17 protein-coding genes are annotated in these 17,964 nt (G+C 63.2%); all 17 read right to left on the bottom strand.

The genetic code is table 11. The features are described from left to right. Positions 1 to 46: 46 nt before the first annotated feature. Positions 47 to 988, bottom strand: coding sequence for a Ppx/GppA phosphatase family protein (locus IV500_RS10335; RefSeq protein ID WP_196396715.1), 942 nt, complete (start codon positions 986 to 988; stop codon positions 47 to 49). Between the two features lie 29 nt (positions 989 to 1,017). Further along, complete coding sequence (locus tag IV500_RS10330; RefSeq protein WP_196396714.1) at positions 1,018 to 1,647, bottom strand: DUF501 domain-containing protein; 630 nt, start codon at positions 1,645 to 1,647, stop codon at positions 1,018 to 1,020. Positions 1,648 to 1,716: 69 nt separating this feature from the next. Next, positions 1,717 to 2,361, bottom strand: coding sequence for an FtsB family cell division protein (locus tag IV500_RS10325; RefSeq protein ID WP_196396713.1), 645 nt, complete (start codon positions 2,359 to 2,361; stop codon positions 1,717 to 1,719). 81 nt (positions 2,362 to 2,442) lie between these two features. Continuing rightward, positions 2,443 to 3,726: a phosphopyruvate hydratase gene (eno, locus tag IV500_RS10320; protein ID WP_196396712.1), complete on the bottom strand. Its 1,284-nt coding sequence runs from the start codon at positions 3,724 to 3,726 to the stop codon at positions 2,443 to 2,445. Positions 3,727 to 3,899: 173 nt separating this feature from the next. Then, positions 3,900 to 4,646: a MazG nucleotide pyrophosphohydrolase domain-containing protein gene (locus IV500_RS10315; RefSeq protein WP_312875890.1), complete on the bottom strand. Its 747-nt coding sequence runs from the start codon at positions 4,644 to 4,646 to the stop codon at positions 3,900 to 3,902. Between the two features lie 80 nt (positions 4,647 to 4,726). After that, on the bottom strand, positions 4,727 to 5,920 hold the full coding sequence (locus IV500_RS10310; protein WP_376770199.1) for an adenosine deaminase: 1,194 nt from the start codon (positions 5,918 to 5,920) through the stop codon (positions 4,727 to 4,729). Then, positions 5,917 to 6,831, bottom strand: coding sequence for a DedA family protein (locus tag IV500_RS10305; RefSeq protein ID WP_312875889.1), 915 nt, complete (start codon positions 6,829 to 6,831; stop codon positions 5,917 to 5,919). Before IV500_RS10305 ends, IV500_RS10310 begins: the two co-directional genes overlap by 4 nt. Positions 6,832 to 6,960: 129 nt before the next feature. Continuing rightward, positions 6,961 to 8,265, bottom strand: coding sequence for a thymidine phosphorylase (locus IV500_RS10300; protein WP_196396711.1), 1,305 nt, complete (start codon positions 8,263 to 8,265; stop codon positions 6,961 to 6,963). Further along, positions 8,262 to 8,690 carry a cytidine deaminase gene (locus tag IV500_RS10295; protein WP_196396710.1) on the bottom strand — a complete coding sequence of 143 codons (429 nt, stop codon included), beginning with the start codon at positions 8,688 to 8,690 and terminating at the stop codon, positions 8,262 to 8,264. The genes IV500_RS10300 and IV500_RS10295 overlap by 4 nt, the downstream gene beginning before the upstream one ends. Positions 8,691 to 8,693: 3 nt before the next feature. Further along, positions 8,694 to 10,001: an ABC transporter permease gene (locus tag IV500_RS10290; RefSeq protein WP_196396709.1), complete on the bottom strand. Its 1,308-nt coding sequence runs from the start codon at positions 9,999 to 10,001 to the stop codon at positions 8,694 to 8,696. Next, on the bottom strand, positions 9,998 to 11,377 hold the full coding sequence (locus IV500_RS10285) for an ABC transporter permease (RefSeq protein ID WP_196396708.1): 1,380 nt from the start codon (positions 11,375 to 11,377) through the stop codon (positions 9,998 to 10,000). The genes IV500_RS10290 and IV500_RS10285 overlap by 4 nt, the downstream gene beginning before the upstream one ends. Then, positions 11,374 to 12,927, bottom strand: a complete 1,554-nt coding sequence (locus tag IV500_RS10280) for an ABC transporter ATP-binding protein (RefSeq protein WP_196396748.1) — start codon at positions 12,925 to 12,927, stop codon at positions 11,374 to 11,376. Before IV500_RS10280 ends, IV500_RS10285 begins: the two co-directional genes overlap by 4 nt. 179 nt (positions 12,928 to 13,106) lie before the next feature. After that, positions 13,107 to 14,168 (bottom strand): BMP family lipoprotein, encoded by a 1,062-nt coding sequence (locus tag IV500_RS10275; RefSeq protein WP_312875894.1) that lies wholly within the window; start codon positions 14,166 to 14,168, stop codon positions 13,107 to 13,109. A gap of 340 nt (positions 14,169 to 14,508) precedes the next feature. Beyond that, entirely contained in the window at positions 14,509 to 15,570 is a 1,062-nt protein-coding gene (locus IV500_RS10270; RefSeq protein WP_196396707.1) for an NADP-dependent oxidoreductase, read from the bottom strand. Beyond that, entirely contained in the window at positions 15,570 to 16,055 is a 486-nt protein-coding gene (locus tag IV500_RS10265) for an organic hydroperoxide resistance protein (protein WP_196396706.1), read from the bottom strand. The genes IV500_RS10270 and IV500_RS10265 overlap by 1 nt, the downstream gene beginning before the upstream one ends. Positions 16,056 to 16,077: 22 nt before the next feature. Next, on the bottom strand, positions 16,078 to 16,500 hold the full coding sequence (locus tag IV500_RS10260; RefSeq protein WP_312875893.1) for a MarR family winged helix-turn-helix transcriptional regulator: 423 nt from the start codon (positions 16,498 to 16,500) through the stop codon (positions 16,078 to 16,080). A 177-nt stretch (positions 16,501 to 16,677) separates the two neighbouring features. Beyond that, complete coding sequence (locus IV500_RS10255) at positions 16,678 to 17,880, bottom strand: amidohydrolase (RefSeq protein WP_196396705.1); 1,203 nt, start codon at positions 17,878 to 17,880, stop codon at positions 16,678 to 16,680. Positions 17,881 to 17,964 lie beyond the last annotated feature (84 nt).

Below are 17,964 nucleotides of genomic sequence, written 5' to 3'. Positions count from 1 at the left end.
CTGCTTCGGTGGCAATGATTCCCGGGCGTCAGTGCCGGATACCCTTTTAGTCCTGCTGGGAGATCCCCAACGCGATGCCATCCAGAATATCGTGTTCGCTCACGGTTACCGAGTTGACCCTGCCGTCGGTCAGAACGCCCAGCCGGGCGATCACCGTCCGCCAAATGAGCGCCCCCGCGCCAATCACGTCCACCCGGCCGGGGTGCATAAACGGCAGGGCTTTGCGCTGCCCGCGTGTCATCTCAAGCAATTCCGTGCACGCCTGCATCACAGTGTCGGCGGGCAGAACGGCCCCGTGGATCCGTCCGGGGTCATAGGCCGGCAGGCGTAGGGCCTGCGCCGTAATGGTGGTCACCGAGCCGGCAACGCCAAGCAGGCTATCCACCCCCGCCAGCGGTACGGCGTCCAGCACGTTGCTGAGCTGGTCTTCAACGGCCGCCTGCGCCTGAGCAATTTCCGCCGCGCCGGGCGGGTCGCTGCGCAGGAACCGCTCGGTGAAACGCACGCATCCCATATTGGTACTGATGGCGGCCTGCACTCCGTCACGATTACCGGCAACAAATTCGGTGCTGCCGCCACCAAGGTCCACAACCAGGACAAGCGGCGCGCCCGGACCGGGCAGCACGCTGGCAGCTCCGGCGAAGGACAGCGCCGCCTCCTCATCCCCGCTGACCACCTCCGGCTCCACGCCAAGGCGGTCCCGGACGCCGTCAATGAACGTCTGTCGGTTCTGCGCATCACGGGTCGCCGAGGTGGCGACGAACCGCACCCGCGCTGCAGCATGGGAACGGATGAGCGCGGCATAATCCTCGGTCGCGCTGAAGGTGCGCGCCAGCGCCTGGGCAGACAACCTGCCGGTCGCGTCCACTCCCTGCCCCAGCCGCACCACCCGCATTTCGCGGTGCACATCGGTCAAAACGCCGCCGGCAACGTCGGCAATCAGCAAACGGATTGAATTGGTTCCACAATCGATGGCAGCTACGCGCATGGGAGGGCCTTTCGCGGCGGGTTCATGGGTCAGGATCGAGGCAGAGGCTTGCTGGGCTGTTGCCTAACGTGCCTGCTGAGGTCCCGGGAAGGAACCGGGCTCTCTGGATCCCAGGCTCCGACGCAGTAGCAGCGCTCCGGGGTCCACCACTGCGCAATATCTTCGATTGCCTCGTCCCCCAGCGGGTTCACACCGGGCCCCGCGGCGAGCGCATGTCCGACCAGCACATGCAGGCATTTCACCCGGGTTGGCATGCCACCGGCGGAAATCCCGTCGATCTCCGGGACGGGTCCGGTGCCGGCCCGCTCGCCGATCCCTGCCCGTGCGCTCAGGTAGGCCCGATGTGCGGCCAAGTATGCGGCGGCCAAATCGGGATCCGCCGACAACCGTTCTGTCATTGTGTTCATCAGCCCGGCAGCCTCCAGCCGTGACACGGCTGCGGTGATCACCGGATGAGTCAGGTAGAACGTTGTCGGAAAGGGAATTCCGTTACTTAGCCGGGGCGCCGTGGCGGCCACCAGTGGATTCCCGCACACGCACCGGGCCGGAATTTCGACGACGTCACGGACGGGGCGGTTGAGCTGGCGGCTGAGGGTGTCCAGGTCCGCAGCTGTAGCTGCCCGACCGGATGCTTTGGCTGCGGAGGCTGGCGTGGTCACCGACGTCCTTCCTGTGGCTAGAAGACAGATAAAAAAGCGAAAAAATTCCGCCCGGGGCGCTGCGGCGCATTATTCAGCCGCGGACCGCTTGATCGATTTGATGAGTCCATCGACCCACGGCAGAGTTTCCCCGGCCCCGGACGGTGCAGGTGAGCTGCCCGTCTCCGCAGAGGTGGGGCCGGAACCATCCGCGCCATAGACCCAATAGCCCGTTTCCCCGGGCATCAGCATGTTGACCCGGTCCCGGGCCTGCTGCTTAATATAAGCCGGATCACTCCACCTGGCTGCCTCATTCTTCAGGTCAGTCTGCTGCTGCTGCTTCCCCGAAATGTCCTGCTCCAGCGCGGAAATCTGCGCCCGCTGCTGCAGGTAGGTGTGAATGGAAGGTGCCAGTAAAACCGTGATAGTCAGCAGGACGACGGCCAGGGCCAGCAGGCGGCCGGAAAATGCCCGGGCCGGTACGGGTTTAGGGCCCTTTGTGGGCGCTTCCGGGGAATGCCGGTAAACCACTTTCGCTGCCGCTGCTGGTCGCTGGCCGGTTCGAACCTTCGGTTTCCCGGCTGGGCCGCCCACTGCCGAATTGCTGCTGGCAGGACTCCCGGCAGGACTCCCGGCGGGTCGATAATGCGGACCCGGAGCGCCCGTATCGGGCTCCGCTGCCCTATCGGCACCGGCGTTTGCTGCGCGCGGCACTTTGGGACGACGGGTACTCATGGCTCTCCTGAATCTGTTTTGCGGTCGGGCCGCGGCCCGACCGGCTAAGGCCTGACGTTAACCTTAGCCAGTCACCGACGTTTACTTGGCCGTGAAACGCGGGAAGGCGGCAGATCCGGCGTAGCGGGCGGCGTCGTCGAGCTCTTCTTCGATCCGCAGCAGCTGGTTGTACTTCGCGACGCGCTCGGAGCGGGCCGGAGCCCCTGTCTTTATCTGTCCGGCATTGGTAGCCACACAGATATCGGCAATCGTCGTGTCCTCGGTTTCACCGGAACGGTGCGAGGTAATCGTCGTATAACCGGCGCGTTGGGCCAGCGAGACGGCGTCAAGTGTTTCCGTCAACGTGCCGATCTGGTTGACCTTCACGAGCAGAGAATTGGCCGTCTTCGCATCGATCCCGCGCTGCAGACGCTCCGGGTTCGTGACGAAAAGGTCGTCGCCGACGATCTGGACCTTGTCGCCAATGGCATCGGTGAGCGTCTTCCAGCCTTCCCAGTCGTCCTCGTCCAGTGGATCCTCAATGGAGACCAGCGGGTAGTCCCGGACCAGCTCTTCGTAGTAGGCACTCATTTGCGCCGCCGTCTGCGAGGTACCCTCGAATTGGTAGGTTCCGTCCTTGAAGAACTCTGACGAAGCGACGTCCAGCGCCAGAGCCACGTCCTTGCCGGGTGTGTAACCGGCCCTCTTGATGGCGTCCAGGATCAGATCCAGCGCGGCCCGGTTGGACGGCAGGTTCGGAGCGAAGCCGCCCTCGTCGCCAAGTCCGGTGGCGAGTCCCTTTTCCTGCAGCACGGATTTGAGATTGTGGTAGACCTCCACACCCCAGCGCAGACCCTCGGAAAAGGTCGAGGCACCGAGCGGGACCACCATGAATTCCTGGATATCAACGTCGGAGTCGGCATGCGATCCGCCGTTGAGGATATTCATCATCGGCACGGGCAAAACGTGCGCATTCGGTCCGCCCAGGTAGCGATACAGCGGTAGATCTGAGGAATCCGCGGCGGCATGGGCGACGGCCAGCGAAACGCCCAGAATCGCGTTGGCGCCCAGATTGGATTTGTTCGGCGTGCCGTCGAGTTCGAGCATGGTCTGGTCGACCAGCCGCTGATCCGTCGCGTCGAAGCCGATCAGTGCCGGGGCAATGGTGTCGATGACCGCGTCAACGGCCTGCCGGACGCCCTTGCCTTGGTATCGGCCTTTTTCGTTGTCCCTGCGTTCGACGGCCTCGAAGGCGCCGGTGGAAGCGCCGGACGGGACCGCCGCGCGGCCTACCGAGCCGTCGTCGAGCCCTACCTCGACCTCGACCGTCGGGTTGCCCCGGGAATCCAATATTTCGCGTGCATGAATGGCGTCAATGATGGCCATGTACGGCTCCTAGGATGTGCTGCCTTGCGTCGGGGCGGCTGGCGGATGAATGTCGACCTCGCTGTCCCACCTAGCCTAGCGCCTAAACACCGCAGCCGGCCGGGAGCCGGGATCTATGCGCCCTGGTCCTGTAAATGACGTGCGCTGCCGCTGAATTGGCCGCGGCGCGCACGTCATTTTGCGGCTGCCGCGCCAGTTTCGACGCTGACGTCCTGTTGAAAGCGCCGGACGGCGGTTCGCAGGGCACGTTCGGCGTCCCACCCGTTGCTGCGGGCAGTGCGCACGACGGCGAACAGCAGCTCACCGAGCTCCTCTTCCGTCCGCGGCGGCGCGGCTTCAGGCCCGCCGCGGTGGACTGCCATATCCGGGAGGACAGCTGTAGGAGGGAGGACACGGTCCAGTGATTTTTGGGCCAGGGCAAGCGCCGGGAGAGCGGCAGGAATGCCGTGAAAGGGAGAACTGGCTCCGGCATGTGACCGCTCCGTGTTCTTGACGCTCCGCCAAGTGGCCTCAATCTCCGCCAGGTTGTTGGGAGCTGCCGGATTATCGGAAGCTGCCGGCTTGTGGGGAGCCGCAGGGTCAGCTGGAAGGCCGTCCCGCAAGCTTCCGTCCGGATCGAACACATGTGGGCTGCGTCGAATCATTTTCGCCGTCAGCGCCCGTGCCACGTCGGCGATGTCGAAGGCTCCGGTTTCCTGCGCCAAGCGGGCGTGCAAAACCACCTGCAGGAGAAGGTCGCCGAGTTCTCCCCTGATCTCATCGCGGGATCCCGTCTCAATGGCTTCGACAAGTTCGTACGACTCCTCGATCAAATATTGCACCAGCGACTCATGCGTCAGCGCCCCCATCCACGGGCAGCACTGACGCAACTGGGCAATGACCTCAATCAGCCGCAGCAGCTGCACAGCAGAATCAGGCACAGTGGGATCAGGCACAGTGGGATCAGGCACAGCGGGATCAGGCACAGCGGGCATTCCGGTGCCCGGCGGGCCAGTATGCATCAGCGCGCGCCGCTGTAGGCCTCAATCAAGTGATCCGCCAGCGCCTCGCGGTCCTCCAGCGGCAGGAAGGCAGCTTCGGCGGCGTTCAAAGAAAGGGCCAGCAGATCATCCAGATCGTAGTCAAATACCTCCACCAGCAATTCGAACTCATCGGTGAGGGTAACGCCGCTCATCAAACGATTATCCGTATTGATCGTCACACGGAATCCGGTCTGGTACAGCAGGTCCAGCGGATGGTCGGTGATACCGCCGCCGAATCCGGCGATCGCCCCGGTCTGCAGGTTTGACGATGGGCAGATTTCCAGCGCTATGCCGCGGTCCCGCACCCAGGAAGCCAATTCCCCCATCGTAACGACGCCCACGGTGTCTTCTGCACTCAGGCCATCTTCGTCGAGACCCGAGGAGCCGACCGCTGCCTCGTCGGCATCCTCCGCCGCGATGTACTCCACCGAAATGTCCTCCGCGATCCGCACGCCGTGGCCGAGCCGCTGAGCGCGTCCATGAACCAGCGCGTCCTGAATGCTCTCCAGCCCGGCTGCTTCACCGGCATGCACAGTCGCAGGAAAATTGTGTTCGGCCAGGTACGTGAAAGCATCCTTGAACCGGGATGGCAGGAAGCCTTCTTCTGCTCCGGCGATGTCAAAGCCGACGGCGCCGGAGTTTCGGTGCCGCACGGCGAGCTCGGCGATTTCCTGGCCGCGGTCCGCATGGCGCATGGCCGTGATCAGCTGCCCCACCTGAATATGCCGGCCTGATTCCTCCACGGAGGCAACCCCTGCTTCCAGGCCTTCCTGCACGGCTTCAACCGTTTCATCCAGAGTCAGGCCGGCCGTCAGGTGCTGCTCGGGTGCCCAGCGCACTTCCCCGTATACGACGCCGTCGTCCGCCAGATCTTCGACGAACTCCCGGGCCACCCGAATCAGGCCGTCCCGCGTCTGCATTACCGCGATGGTGTGGTCGAAGGTTTCCAGGTATCGGACCAGCGAGCCGGAATCAGCCGATTCACGGAACCATTCGGCCAGGGCCACCGGGTCCGTCGAGGGCAGCTTGTGCCCGGCCGCGGCTGCCAGTTCGATGATCGTGGCGGGGCGGAGACCCCCGTCCAGATGATCGTGCAGGGAAACCTTTGGCAGGCTCTGCAGGTCCAAAGTCTTTACGGATGCGGTCATGGCGTCTTGCGCGGATTCAGTCACCGTTCAACTCTAACGCCCTCAACTCTGGCGCTGTCAGCCCGCCCGTCGCCGGCAGGCATACGCTCAGCCGACGGCGGCAGGCCACCGGCCGTGGTCGACCGATCCGCCGTTGGCTGGTCTACCGACGCCTGACCGGCCGCGCCCTGGCCAGCCGCGTCCGGACCTGCCGCACCCTGGCCTGCCGTGTCCTGCCCTGCCGTGTCCTGCCCTGCCGTGTCCTGACCTGCCGTGTCCGGACCTGCCGCAACGTGTTCTGCCACTGGGGTCTTTGATGCCGCCCGCCTGCCGACCCACCGGAGAAAGAACTTCATCGCGTGGTCGACGATGAAGCCCATGATGATGGCAAACACGATTGCGACGCCCACGCCAAGCAGCGGGTTGTGGTGGACCCATCGTCCCGCAAAAGTACCGATACCCACCGAATACCCGGACCAGGTCAGAGCCGCGGCGAAATCCAGCCAGAAGAAATTCTTCCATGGGAAACGCGTTGCGCCGGCGGTGAAGTTGACGGCTATCCGACCCACCGGAATATACCGGGCGGTAAATATCAGGACGGCACCGCGCTTGTCCAGCTCCTTGCGCGCCCATTCAAAGGCCCTCGCCGTCCGCGGCCGGCGCATCCAACGGAAACGGCTAACACCGAGCTTGCGCCCCAGGAAATAAGCGATATTGTCGCCCAGAATGGCACCGATGGCACCGCCGACCAGCAGCAGCCAGATGTTTGGCTCCCCCAGCTTGGAGGAGATCGCAGCGAGGGCCACAATGGCTGTTTCGCTGGGGAGGAACAGAAAGAATCCATCGATCAGGCAGAAGAGCATGACCAACGGCACAATCCACCACTGGTTTGCCGAGTGCTCAATCAAACGGTTTAGCTCGCCCAACAGGTGGGGTAAGGCATTCAGCAGGTCCACTGGGGACGATTCCTCTCCGGGGGTGGGGCCACTTATAGTTTCCCACGCCAGGCTCACGCAAACCATCAGTCTTTAGGGCTACATTACGCTGTTCTCCTCCGTCTGGAGTATGAGTCTTTTGCTCCTGCTCTAGTCGATGCGCGCCAGCACGAGCTGCTGGTCGGGGCGGGAGCCTTCGGGAGCTATCAGCACCGCGTCAGCCAACGCCTCGCGGGCCCGTTCGAACTTCTCCGGGGTATCAGTGAGCAGCGTCATCAGCGGCTCACCGGCGCGCACCAAGGCTCCGGGCTTGGCGTGCAACCGCACCCCGGCTCCGGCTTGGACCGCGTCTTCCTTACGCGCCCGGCCGGCTCCGAGCCGCCACGCGGCGACGCCGACCGCCAGCGCATCCAATTGCACCAGGACCCCGTCGGCCGGCGCGTAGATCACTTCGGATTCCTTGGCCTGCGGCAACGGGGCATCGGGATTTCCGCCCTGTGCGGAGATCATCTTTTTCCAGACGTCCATGGCCCGGCCGTCCCGCAGGGCTGCGGCCGGATCGGCATCGTGGACGCCTGCGCCGGCCAGCATTTCCTCCGCGAGCCGGACGGTCAGTTCGACGACGTCTTCCGGGCCGCCGCCGGCGAGTACCTCCACCGACTCCTGCACCTCGATTGCGTTACCCGCCGTCAAGCCCAGCGGGGTCGCCATATTGGTCAATAACGCAACAGTATGGACACCGGCATCCTGGCCGAGGGCAACCATCGTTTCGGCCAGCTCCCGGGCCATGGCCTCGGTCTTCATGAAAGCACCCGAGCCAACCTTTACATCCAGCACCAGGGATCCAGTGCCCTCAGCGATTTTTTTACTCATGATCGAAGAGGCAATCAGCGGGATGGCCTCCACCGTGCCGGTAACGTCGCGCAGGGCGTACAGCTTCTTATCCGCCGGAGCCAAACCAGCGCCCGCGGCGCAGATGACGGCGCCCACCTCGCTGAGTTGGCGCATCATGGCAGCGTTGCTGAGCTCGGCCCGCCAGCCGGGGATCGACTCAAGCTTGTCCAATGTTCCGCCGGTGTGGCCGAGCCCGCGGCCGGAGAGCTGCGGCACGGCAACGCCGAACACGGCAACCAGTGGCGCCAGCGGCAAGGTGATCTTGTCCCCGACACCGCCGGTGGAATGCTTATCGCTGGTGGCCTTGACAGCGCCGGCCGGGCTGCGCAGACCGGAAAAATCCATTCGTTCCCCGGACGCAATCATGGCAGCGGTCCAGGCCGAGATTTCCTCCCGGTTCATTCCGTTGAGCAGGATCGCCATATTCAGGGCCGACATTTGCTCCTCCGCGATGGCCCCACGCGTATACGCATCGATGGTCCAGTCGATCTGCGCCCGGCTGAGCGTCCCTCGGTCCCGTTTAGTGCGGATGATGTCGACGGCGTCAAAAGTCTCGGTCACGAAATTTCCTCCAAGTGTTGTGGCCCGAATGCATCGGGCAGTACATCGTCCATGGCCCTGATACCCGTGGTGGTCATCAGAACCATGCCGGGTGCTGCGAATTCGTACAGCAACTGCCGGCAGCGCCCGCACGGCATCAGGACTGCACCGGCGGAATTAACGCAGTAAAACGCGGACAGCCGGCCGCCCCCGGTCATCTGCAGATTACCCACCATGGTGCATTCGGCGCAGAGGCTCAGTCCGTAGCTGGCATTCTCCACGTTGGTGCCGCTGACGATTCTGCCGTCCTCCGTCAGTGCGGCAGCGCCGACCGGGAATCTGGAGTACGGCGCATACGCATGCAGCATGGCCTCGTGCGCTGCGGCTGCCAGCGGCTCCCAGTCAATTTCGCCGACGTCGGCCGCACCGCCGTTGCTATCTGCCATGCCTTAACCTTTCACATACGGAATGCCACTGGCTGCTGGTGCCCGTGACTTGCCTACCAGTCCCGCCACCGCCAGGATGGTCAGCGCGTACGGCAGCATCGCCAGGAACTGGCCATCCACCGGTGTCACCGCCAGCTGCAGGATGCTCTTCAGATTCCCCGCCACGCCGAACAGCAGCGCGGCAAGGAAGGCGCCGATCGGGTTCCAGCGGCCGAAGATCAAGGCCGCCAGGGCGATAAAGCCAAGGCCGCCGGTCATATCCTTGCTGAAACTGCTCACGGCCACCAAGGTAAAGTACGCCCCGCCAACACCGGCAACGGCGCCGCCGGCCAGGACGTTCAGAAACCGGGTCCGATTGACGTTAATCCCCATGGTGTCCGCCGCCTGCGGGTGTTCGCCCACGGCACGGATGCGCAGTCCCCACCGGGTGCGGAACAGGGCAAACCAGATGCCGGCCACGAGCACCAGCATCAGGTAGCCCAGCACAGACTGCCGGAAGAACGTCGGGCCAATGATCGGGATCTCGCTCAACACTGGAATCGGAAGGTCCGGCAGGTGCGGGGGCTGGTTGTAGATGGTTGCCCCTGCCACCTTGATTTTCATGATCTTTTCAAAGAGGAAGCCCGTCAGGCCTGCCACCAGAACGTTCAGCACCACCCCGACGATGATCTGGTTGACCAAATACTTGATACTGAAGGCCGCCAGCAAAAAACCAACCAGGAGACCGGCCACGGCTGCGGCAAAGAGTCCGGCAAAGGCATTACCGGTGATGGATCCGACCAACGCTGCGGTAAACGCGCCGGCCAGCAGTTGTCCCTCAATGGCGATGTTAACAACGCCGGAGCGCTCACACAGCACACCGGAGAGGGAGCCGAACACCAGCGGGGTGACAATCAGCATAGCGCCCGTGAACAGCCCCACCAGTGTGATGTTCTGCGTTTTGGTGCCGCCGATGATCCAGATCAGGAAGCCGGCAACGAACACCACCGTGAAGCTCGAGCTCACCCATCGGGCGGTGCGGCCGACTGCTTTGGTCTGCAGGTAGGACATGAGAGCCAACACAACGCAGGCCAGAGCCGCAACGATGCCGGAGGCCTTCGCCGGCAGCACCAGATCCGGCAGCTGCCAGGCATCCTGTTCCTGGGAAAGCCGGAAGGTCGCATGGCCTTCGGGTCCAAAGACGGCGAAAACGACGACGGCGAATACCGCCAGGGCAGCGAAGACGATCGGGACCTTCCAGCTGCGGACGGCCAGCTGATCCCGCAGCGCGGTGTTGTCGGCGCTGGATTTGGTGCTGATCACGGTGCTCAAACTGCAGCTCCCCCGGTGGACTTGGTGACGATCGATGTGTTTTTGGCCGGCTTGGTTTTGCCTGGCCCGGACTTGATCCTGAAGATGGCGCGAACCAATGGCGGCGCGGCGATAAAGAGCACAATGAGGGATTGGACCACCAGCACGATGTCGATGGAAACGTCAGCGTTGACCGCCATCGACGTCCCGCCGGCTTTAAACGCGCCGAAGAGCAGTGCCGCGAAGAAGGTTCCCCACGGCGTTGAGCGTCCCAGCAACGCCACGGTAATGGCGTCAAAGCCGATGTTGCCGGCCACCTCCGCGTCCAGGGACCTCTCTGTCCCGGAGATTTGTGCCACCCCGGCCAGCCCGGAGAGGGCGCCGGAGATCAGCATCACCAGAATGTAGCCGCGGGTCACAACCATGCCGGCTGTCCTGGCCGCGTTGGGATTGGCCCCGATGGCCCTGAACTCAAAGCCGAGCGTGGACCTATTCAACAGCCACGCCACCGCGATCACCGCCAGCACCGACAGGATGAAGCCGGCGTGCAGCCGGAAGTTCGGTCCCAGCAGCAACGGGAACAGTGCGGATTGGTGCATCGGCGGACTGACGGGGTTGGAGCTGCCGGGATCCTTGAGCTGATTCTTGAGCAGGTACAGCACCAGGTTGACGGCGATGTAGTTGAGCATGATGGTCACAATCACCTCATGCGCTCCCGTGCGGGCCTTGAGAAATCCGGCAATGCCGCCCCAGATGGCACCGCCGACCGCTCCGCCGACGATCACTGCCAGCAGGTGAATGCCCGGCGGAAGTTCAATGCCGAAGCCAATGGCGCCGGCAAAAATGGCGCCCAGAATGATCTGCCCCTGCGCACCGATATTGAACAGTCCGGCACGGAAGGCGATCGTCACGGCGAGCCCGGCCAGGATCAGCGGTGTGGCGAAGGTGAGCGTTTCAAAGATTCCCAGCTGACCGAGCCAGGTCCGTGCGTTCGGGTCATAAGTGGCGCCTCGAAGCAGCGCTCCATAGGCCTCCGAGACGGCAGCCCACATGGCCGCGAAGGTGTCCCCGGGCTGGGCGAAAAAATACCCGGCTGCCGCCGCAACGCGTGAATCGGTGACCGCAATGAGGATGGCACCGATCAGCAGGGCGACGACGACGGCCAGCAGCGAGACAAGGCCGCTGCCGGTCATAATCTCACGGATGAGCCCGTCGCCGGTCTCGGCGCCGTTTTTGCCGTTTTTCCCGCCGCCGTCTTTTTCTGCGCCTGATTCCGGCAGTTTGATCGGGGCGGCCGCACCTGTTAGATCGGCTTCCCCGGCGCTGCCTGCTGGTGCTGTTTCTTCGGTTGGAGCCGCATTGCCGTGCGGCGCCGGTTCCGTCTGCGCGTCCGTCATGACGGCTCTCCTTCTGACGTCGGGATGGTGCTGAGCTGGACGGTGGCTTCCTCCGCGGTGAGACCGGCCATCATCAGGCCGAGCAGGTCGCGGGAGGACTTCCCAGGCACAATACCCATCAGCCGGCCGGCGTAAAGCACTGCGATGCGGTCCGCCAACTCCAGCACCTCGTCAAGCTCGGTGGAGACAATGATGACCGGGGTGCCCTTGTCCCTTTCGGCAACAATTCGTTTGTGCAGGAACTCGATGGATCCAACATCCACTCCACGGGTGGGCTGGGAGGCGATGAAAAGCTTCAATGGCCGGGACAATTCGCGCGCCAGCACCACTTTCTGCTGGTTTCCGCCGGATAGCGTATCCGCCGCCGCGCGGGCAGAGGGCGTGCGGACATCAAATTCCTCCACCTTGCGCGCGGCGTGTTCGGCGATGGCGCTCCGGTTCATCATGGATCCCCGGGAGAATTCTTTTTTTCCGTAGAGGTCCAGCACCAGGTTCTCGGCAATACTGAAACTGCCTACCAGCCCGTCGGCCGTGCGGTCCTCCGGCACGAAGCCGACCCCGGCGTCCAGTACCTGCCGGACGGATCGACCCACGAGCTCGTGGCCATCGAGTGTGACCGAACCGCGGACATGTTTATGCAGGCCCAGCACGGCCTCGGTCAGTTCCGTTTGGCCGTTTCCCTGTACGCCGGCGACGGCCAGGATTTCCCCGGTAGCCACGGAAAAGGAAACGTCGTCGAGCAGCCTGGTGCCGACGTCGGACATGACGGTAAGGTTGCGGACCCGGAAGATTTCTGCTCCGGGCTGCGCCGGCGCCTTGTCCAGGCTCAAGCTGACCGAGCGCCCCACCATCATCGATGCCAGGTCGGTGGTCGAGGCGCTGGGTTCGGCGCTGCCAACAACCTTCCCGCGCCGGATCACGGTAATGCGGTCCGAAATAGCCTTGACCTCCCGGAGCTTATGCGAGATGAATACGATCGACGTGCCGCCGGCTTTGAGCTGACGCATAATGTTCATTAGCTCGTCGGTTTCCTGCGGCGTCAGCACTGCCGTGGGCTCATCGAGAATCAGGACGTGCGCATCGCGGACCAGCGCTTTAATAATCTCTACACGCTGCTGCACGCCTACGGGCAGGTCCTCGACCACAGCGTCCGGGTCAACGTTGAAGCCATATTCCGCCGAGATTTCCCGGATCTTCGTCCTGGTCTGTTCCAGGTCCAAGATGCCGGCAAAACCTGTGCTTTCCCGCCCCAAGGCAACATTTTCGGCCACGGTGAAGACGGGAACCAGCATGAAGTGCTGGTGGACCATCCCGATTCCGGCGGCCATCGCGTCCCCGGGGCCGGCAAACCTGACCGGCTTACCATCCACGAGGATCTCCCCTGATGTGGGCTCGTAAAGTCCATAGAGCACGTTCATCAAGGTCGATTTGCCGGCGCCGTTTTCGCCGAGCAGACTGTGGATCTCGCCCGGTTCGACTACAAGATCTATGTGGTCGTTGGCCACCAGCGAGCCGAAGCTCTTGGTAATGCCCTTGAGCTCGAGTTTCAAGGTTTCAACCAATCTAAAGTTTATGCCGGATACCGGCAGCGGGCACAGGCAGGACGCGCCGCAGCGCCGCCGTTCGCGCCACTCCAAACGTGGCGTCGACGGCGGCGCAGGGGCTCATACTGCTTGCATCAGGTGCTGCTGTACTGCTTGTTGTGCCGAAGCTGCTTGTTCTGCCGGGGTTACTTCTTTGGGCTTGCTGCGGAGGCAACCGTCAGCTTGCCCGAGATGATGTCTTTTTTGATCGTATCGATTTCGGACTTGGTGTCGGCGCTGACGCTGGAGTCCAGGTCGTGGAACGGCGCCAGCCCGACGCCGTCGTTCTCGAGGGTGCCGATGTATGGCGTCGGATCGAACTTCCCCTCCTTGTCATCTTTGACGATGGTCTCCACGGCCTCGCCCATCTGCTTCATCACCGAAGTCAGCAGCACCGACTTAAAGGCCGGGGCGCTGAGGTAGCCGTCGGAATCAACCCAGACCAGCTTCGCGTCCTTGCCGGTCTTGTTCGCGGCCAGGATCGCATCTCCAGCGCCCTTGCCCAGCGGGCCGGCCACGGGCATGATGACATCTGCCCCGTCATTGAGCAGATTGTTGGTGGCCTTGGTGCCTTCCTGGACAACGTCGAAGGTGTTAGTGAAGACACCCTGTTGGGTGTCCTTGTCCCAGCCCAGCAAAGCTACGGACTTACCCTTTTTTTCGTTGTAGTACTTGACGCCGTCGGCAAAGCCATCCATGAAGATCGTCACGGTCGGGATGTTGATGCCGCCGAAGGTGCCGACCTTGCCGGTCTTCGTCTGTGCGGCTGCGACGTATCCGGCGAGGAATGCGGCCTGGGCCGTGTCGTAGACAACCGGCTTCACATTCGGCAGGTCAATTGAATTGTCATCAATGATCGCGAAGTGAGCTGACGGGTCCGACGTGGCGACCTTCTTGGTGGCGTCTGCGAGCAGGTAACCGACAGTAAAGGTCAGGTTACAGCCGGCGTTGGCCATCTGGTTCAGGTTCGGCTCGAAGTCCGCCTTGGTGGTGGACTCCGCCTGCTTGATCTTAATGCCCAGATCTTTCTCAGTCTTCTTCAATCCCTCATAGGAGGACTGGTTGAAGGACTGGTCATCGAATCCACCCGAGTCCGAGACGATGCACCCCAGGTAGTCGCTGGCTCCGGCCGATCCCCCGGCACTGCCGGAGGGTGCCGGGGCGGCACCGCACCCGGAGAGCAGCAGGGCCGTTGCCCCCAGCGTGATCGTTCCAAACGTGGCACTGCGCTTGAAAACATTACGCTTGGCGGCAGGGGCATTAGTGAGCGTGGGTTGAGGTGTGGCGCCGTGCACTGAGTCGTTCAAATTTCCTCCAACGTAGGATGAGCGGGCTGCAGCAGCTTCAATGAGTGTCCATTGGTCACGGTGCGTAACACTGTGACGGAAATTCTGTTTTCATTGATAGTCCCGCGGCGCTGCGCTAGGGATGCGCTGATGACAATACCCTATTCCGTGACGGTCCCCACAATGACCGTTTTTGTATCGCGGGCACGGATTTTCCCGAAATTGTTGGAAACTTGTTATCTGGCTGTGCCAGCGGCACTCCCTAGTCCAGCACGACAACCATTTTCCCCGTATTGGCACCGCGCAGCAGGTCGATGAAAGCCTGCGGTGCGTTTTCCAGCCCGTGAACGAAAGTCTCGTCGAAACGAATCGTTCCATCCGAGAGCCAGCCTGCCATTTTTGTCGCGAATTCGCCGGCGAGGTGCTGGTAGCTGCCGACAATGAAACCCTTCAAGGTCAGCTGTTTTCCAATGGCCAAGGCCAAATTCGCAGGCCCTGGGACCGGTGCTGTGCTGTTGTACTGCGAGATGGCGCCGCACATGGCTACCCGGCCGAAGCGGTTTAGAACCGAAATGGCCGCCTCCAGATGATCGCCGCCCACGTTATCAAAATAGACGTCTATGCCGGAGGCTTCACCGAGCGCTGCCTTGAGCTGGTCCTTGACCGGACCGTCATGGTAATTGAAGGCCGCGTCGAAGCCCAGTTCCAGCAGCCGGGCCACCTTTTCCGCGGAGCCGGCGCTGCCGATGACTCGTGCAGCTCCAAGGTTTTTGGCGATCTGCCCCACTAACGATCCAACTGCGCCGGCGGCTCCCGAGACAAATACGGTATCGCCGGGTTTGAAGGCGGCAACTTCCGTCAGCCCGGCATAGGCAGTGAGGCCCGTCATGCCAAGTGCCCCCAGGAAGGCCGTGGGATGCGCCAGCGCCGGATCCACGGTGCGTGCGTCGGCATCGGCGAGGACCGCGTAGTCCCGCCAGCCCAGCGAATGCAGAACAACGTCCCCCACCTGGTGGGCGCTGCTGCGCGAGGAAATCACCTCGCCGACTGCGCCGCCGTCGAGCGCCACATTCAGCGCGAACGGCGGACTATAGGATTTCACGTCATTCATTCGCCCGCGCATGTACGGATCGACGCTCATGGCCGTATTGCGGACCAGGATCTGCCCCGCCAGCAAAGCCGGAAGCTCAGATTCATGCAGCCGGAAGTTCTCCGCTACCGGTTCCCCCTGCGGACGCGACGCGAGCTGCACCTCGCGGGTGCTGTGCGGAAGTGCTGATTGCCCGACGGCGGGAGTGTTGTTGCTGTGCTGGTCATGGGTCATCAGGATGCCTCCATTGTGGGTTGGGTTTCATTGCTGCCGACACTGGAGTCTGTGTCCGTTCCTTCGGATTCAAGGATGCTCAGTTCAACGCTGATATTGCCGCGGGTGGCATTGGAGTAGGGACAGATTAGATGGGCTGCCTCCGCCAGCTCCTGCGCTGCGGCGCGCTCCAGTTGCGGCAGACCGATCTCCAGCCGCACGCCGATGCCGTAGGCGCCTCCGCCGATCGTGCCGAAGTCCACACTGGCATTCACCGTAGATCCGGAGACATCCGCCTTCTGGCGCCGCGCTGCCAGCCGCAGCGCGGAGTGGAAGCAAGCGGCATAGCCGGCAGCAAACAACTGCTCCGGATTGGTTCCGTTGCCATCCCCGCCCAGTTCCACCGGCGACGCCAGTGTCACCTCAAGCTGAGCGTCGGAGCTTCGGGCCTGGCCATTGCGCCCGTCGCCGGTGGCGCGGGCCTGCGCAGTGTAAAGAACTTTCATAGCCATCCTCATCGTGGGGTCTTTAGAGTGCTGCGACATGCAAGGCGGCGGTCAGCCGGGATAGCGTGCCGCGGAGCTGATCCAGCTCGCCGGATTCCAGCCCCGCTGCTTCTGCCAGCTGCTGCGGCACCGCTGCTGCGCGCTCCCGCAAGGCATCGCCGTCGTCGGTCAGGTGAACCTGCATCCGCCGCTCATCGTCGACGCTCCGCTGCCGACGCACCAATCCGGCAGCCTCCAGCCGCTTCAGCAGCGGGGACAAGGTACCCGAATCCAGCGCCAGCTCCTCGCCCAGTTCCCGCACTGACGCGCCGTCCCGCTCCCAGAGCAGCAGCAGGACAAGGTACTGCGGATACGTCAGCCCCAGTTCCTGGAGCATCGGCCGGTAGACCGCGGTGGCAGCACGGGAAGCCGAGTACAGGGCGAAACAAACCTGCCGCTGGAGAATCTGCCGGTCGGAGACCCGCGGTGCGTCCTGGGCTGTCTCATCCTGAGCGGCCTTGGGATTTGCAGCCACCGCATTTTGGGCCTTCGAATTCCGCGTCACCTCTCTAACATAGTGCACAATGCAATTGTGCACAACCTAATTGACAGGATTTGCGGATGTATTCGGGACTGCGACCGGCTACGTGAGGTCGCGGATGGCACGCAGCGCCGCCGCTCCCAGCACCCTGATCCCCAGCCCCAGCGCCCGCTCGTCGACAATGTAGTCACCGCGGTGCAGATCGTACTGCTCCCCGCCCGGCACGTGTGTCCCCAGCCGCATCAATGCCCCCGGTGTGTCCTGCAGGAACCACGCAAAATCTTCCCCGCCCATGGACTGCGGCGCCAGGACGACGGCGTTCTCACCAAGTTCCGCCCGGGCAGCTGCCTCGATCAACGCCGTCTCGTGCTCCGAATTCACCACCGGCGGGACCCCGCGGGTGTGCTCCAGCCGGACCTCAACGCCATAGGGTGCGGCGACCTGCTGCACCACTTCGTCCAGCAGCTCCCCGGCCGAGTGCCACGCCTGGCGGTCCAGGCAGCGCATGGTGCCCGCCATGAAGCCGCTGCCGGGGATGGCGTTCGGCGCAGAACCCGCCCCGATCTGCCCCCAAACCACGGAGACTCCGCTGCGCACGTCGACGCGGCGGGAGAGAACGGCGGGAACATTGACGGCGATTTCGGCCAGCGCAAAAACCAGATCCTCGGTCAGATGCGGACGGGAGGTATGGCCGCCCCGGCCGGAGAGCTCAATCTTAATGGTGTCCGAGGCACTCGTAATGGAGCCAATGCGCGTTCCAATGTGGCCCACCTCGATCCGCGGGTCGCAATGCAGCGCCAAGATCCGGGGCACACCTTCGAGCGCACCCTCCGCGATGCAATCCAGCGAGCCCCCGGGCATGATTTCCTCGGCAGGCTGGAAGATAATCCGAATGGTGGCGCCAAGCGGGCGCTGCAGGTGCATGTCCGCCAGCAGCAGGGCGATTCCGAGCATCGCCGTGGTGTGGATATCGTGGCCGCAGGCATGAGTAACGCCATGATTGCGGGACGCGAAAGGCAGTCCGGTTTCTTCCAGGACCGGCAGCGCGTCGATGTCGCCCCGAAGCGCGGTGGCTATTGGGCCGTCACCAATATCGACGAAGAGCCCACTACCCCTGAACCGGTACGGTTTTAGCCCGGCATCCTCGAGCCGCTGCACTACTTTGTCCGTGGTACGGAATTCCTGCCGCGAGAGTTCCGGATGCGCGTGCAGATCGCGCCGGAAAGCCAGCAGTTCTGCAATTTTCGGCTCCAGCCAAGGGGCGATCAGTGGGGTCGGTTCGATCTCTGCAGAATAGTTGCGCACAATGAAACTCTAACGACCCTGGATCGCATCAGGGGCATTGACGGCGAACCGTTACAGGCCGGCTGACCGCGTCCGGCCGCGCCG

This window comes from Arthrobacter terrae (assembly GCF_015708085.1).
GTDB lineage: Bacteria > Actinomycetota > Actinomycetes > Actinomycetales > Micrococcaceae > Arthrobacter_M > Arthrobacter_M terrae.
Note: the sequence above shows the minus strand (reverse complement) of the source record. Positions and strands in the feature narration are given on the sequence as shown.

Excerpts from the sequence above, each read along its gene's own strand:
- IV500_RS10295 (WP_196396710.1), bottom strand. The coding sequence starts at position 8,690 with ATGGCAGATAGCAACGGCGGTGCGGCCGACGTCGGCGAAATTGACTGG.
- IV500_RS10270 (WP_196396707.1), bottom strand. The coding sequence starts at position 15,570 with ATGACCCATGACCAGCACAGCAACAACACTCCCGCCGTCGGGCAATCA.
- IV500_RS10325 (WP_196396713.1), bottom strand. The coding sequence starts at position 2,361 with ATGAGTACCCGTCGTCCCAAAGTGCCGCGCGCAGCAAACGCCGGTGCC.
- IV500_RS10335 (WP_196396715.1), bottom strand. The coding sequence starts at position 988 with ATGCGCGTAGCTGCCATCGATTGTGGAACCAATTCAATCCGTTTGCTG.
- IV500_RS10265 (WP_196396706.1), bottom strand. The coding sequence starts at position 16,055 with ATGAAAGTTCTTTACACTGCGCAGGCCCGCGCCACCGGCGACGGGCGC.
- IV500_RS10285 (WP_196396708.1), bottom strand. The coding sequence starts at position 11,377 with ATGACGGACGCGCAGACGGAACCGGCGCCGCACGGCAATGCGGCTCCA.
- eno (WP_196396712.1), bottom strand. The coding sequence starts at position 3,726 with ATGGCCATCATTGACGCCATTCATGCACGCGAAATATTGGATTCCCGG.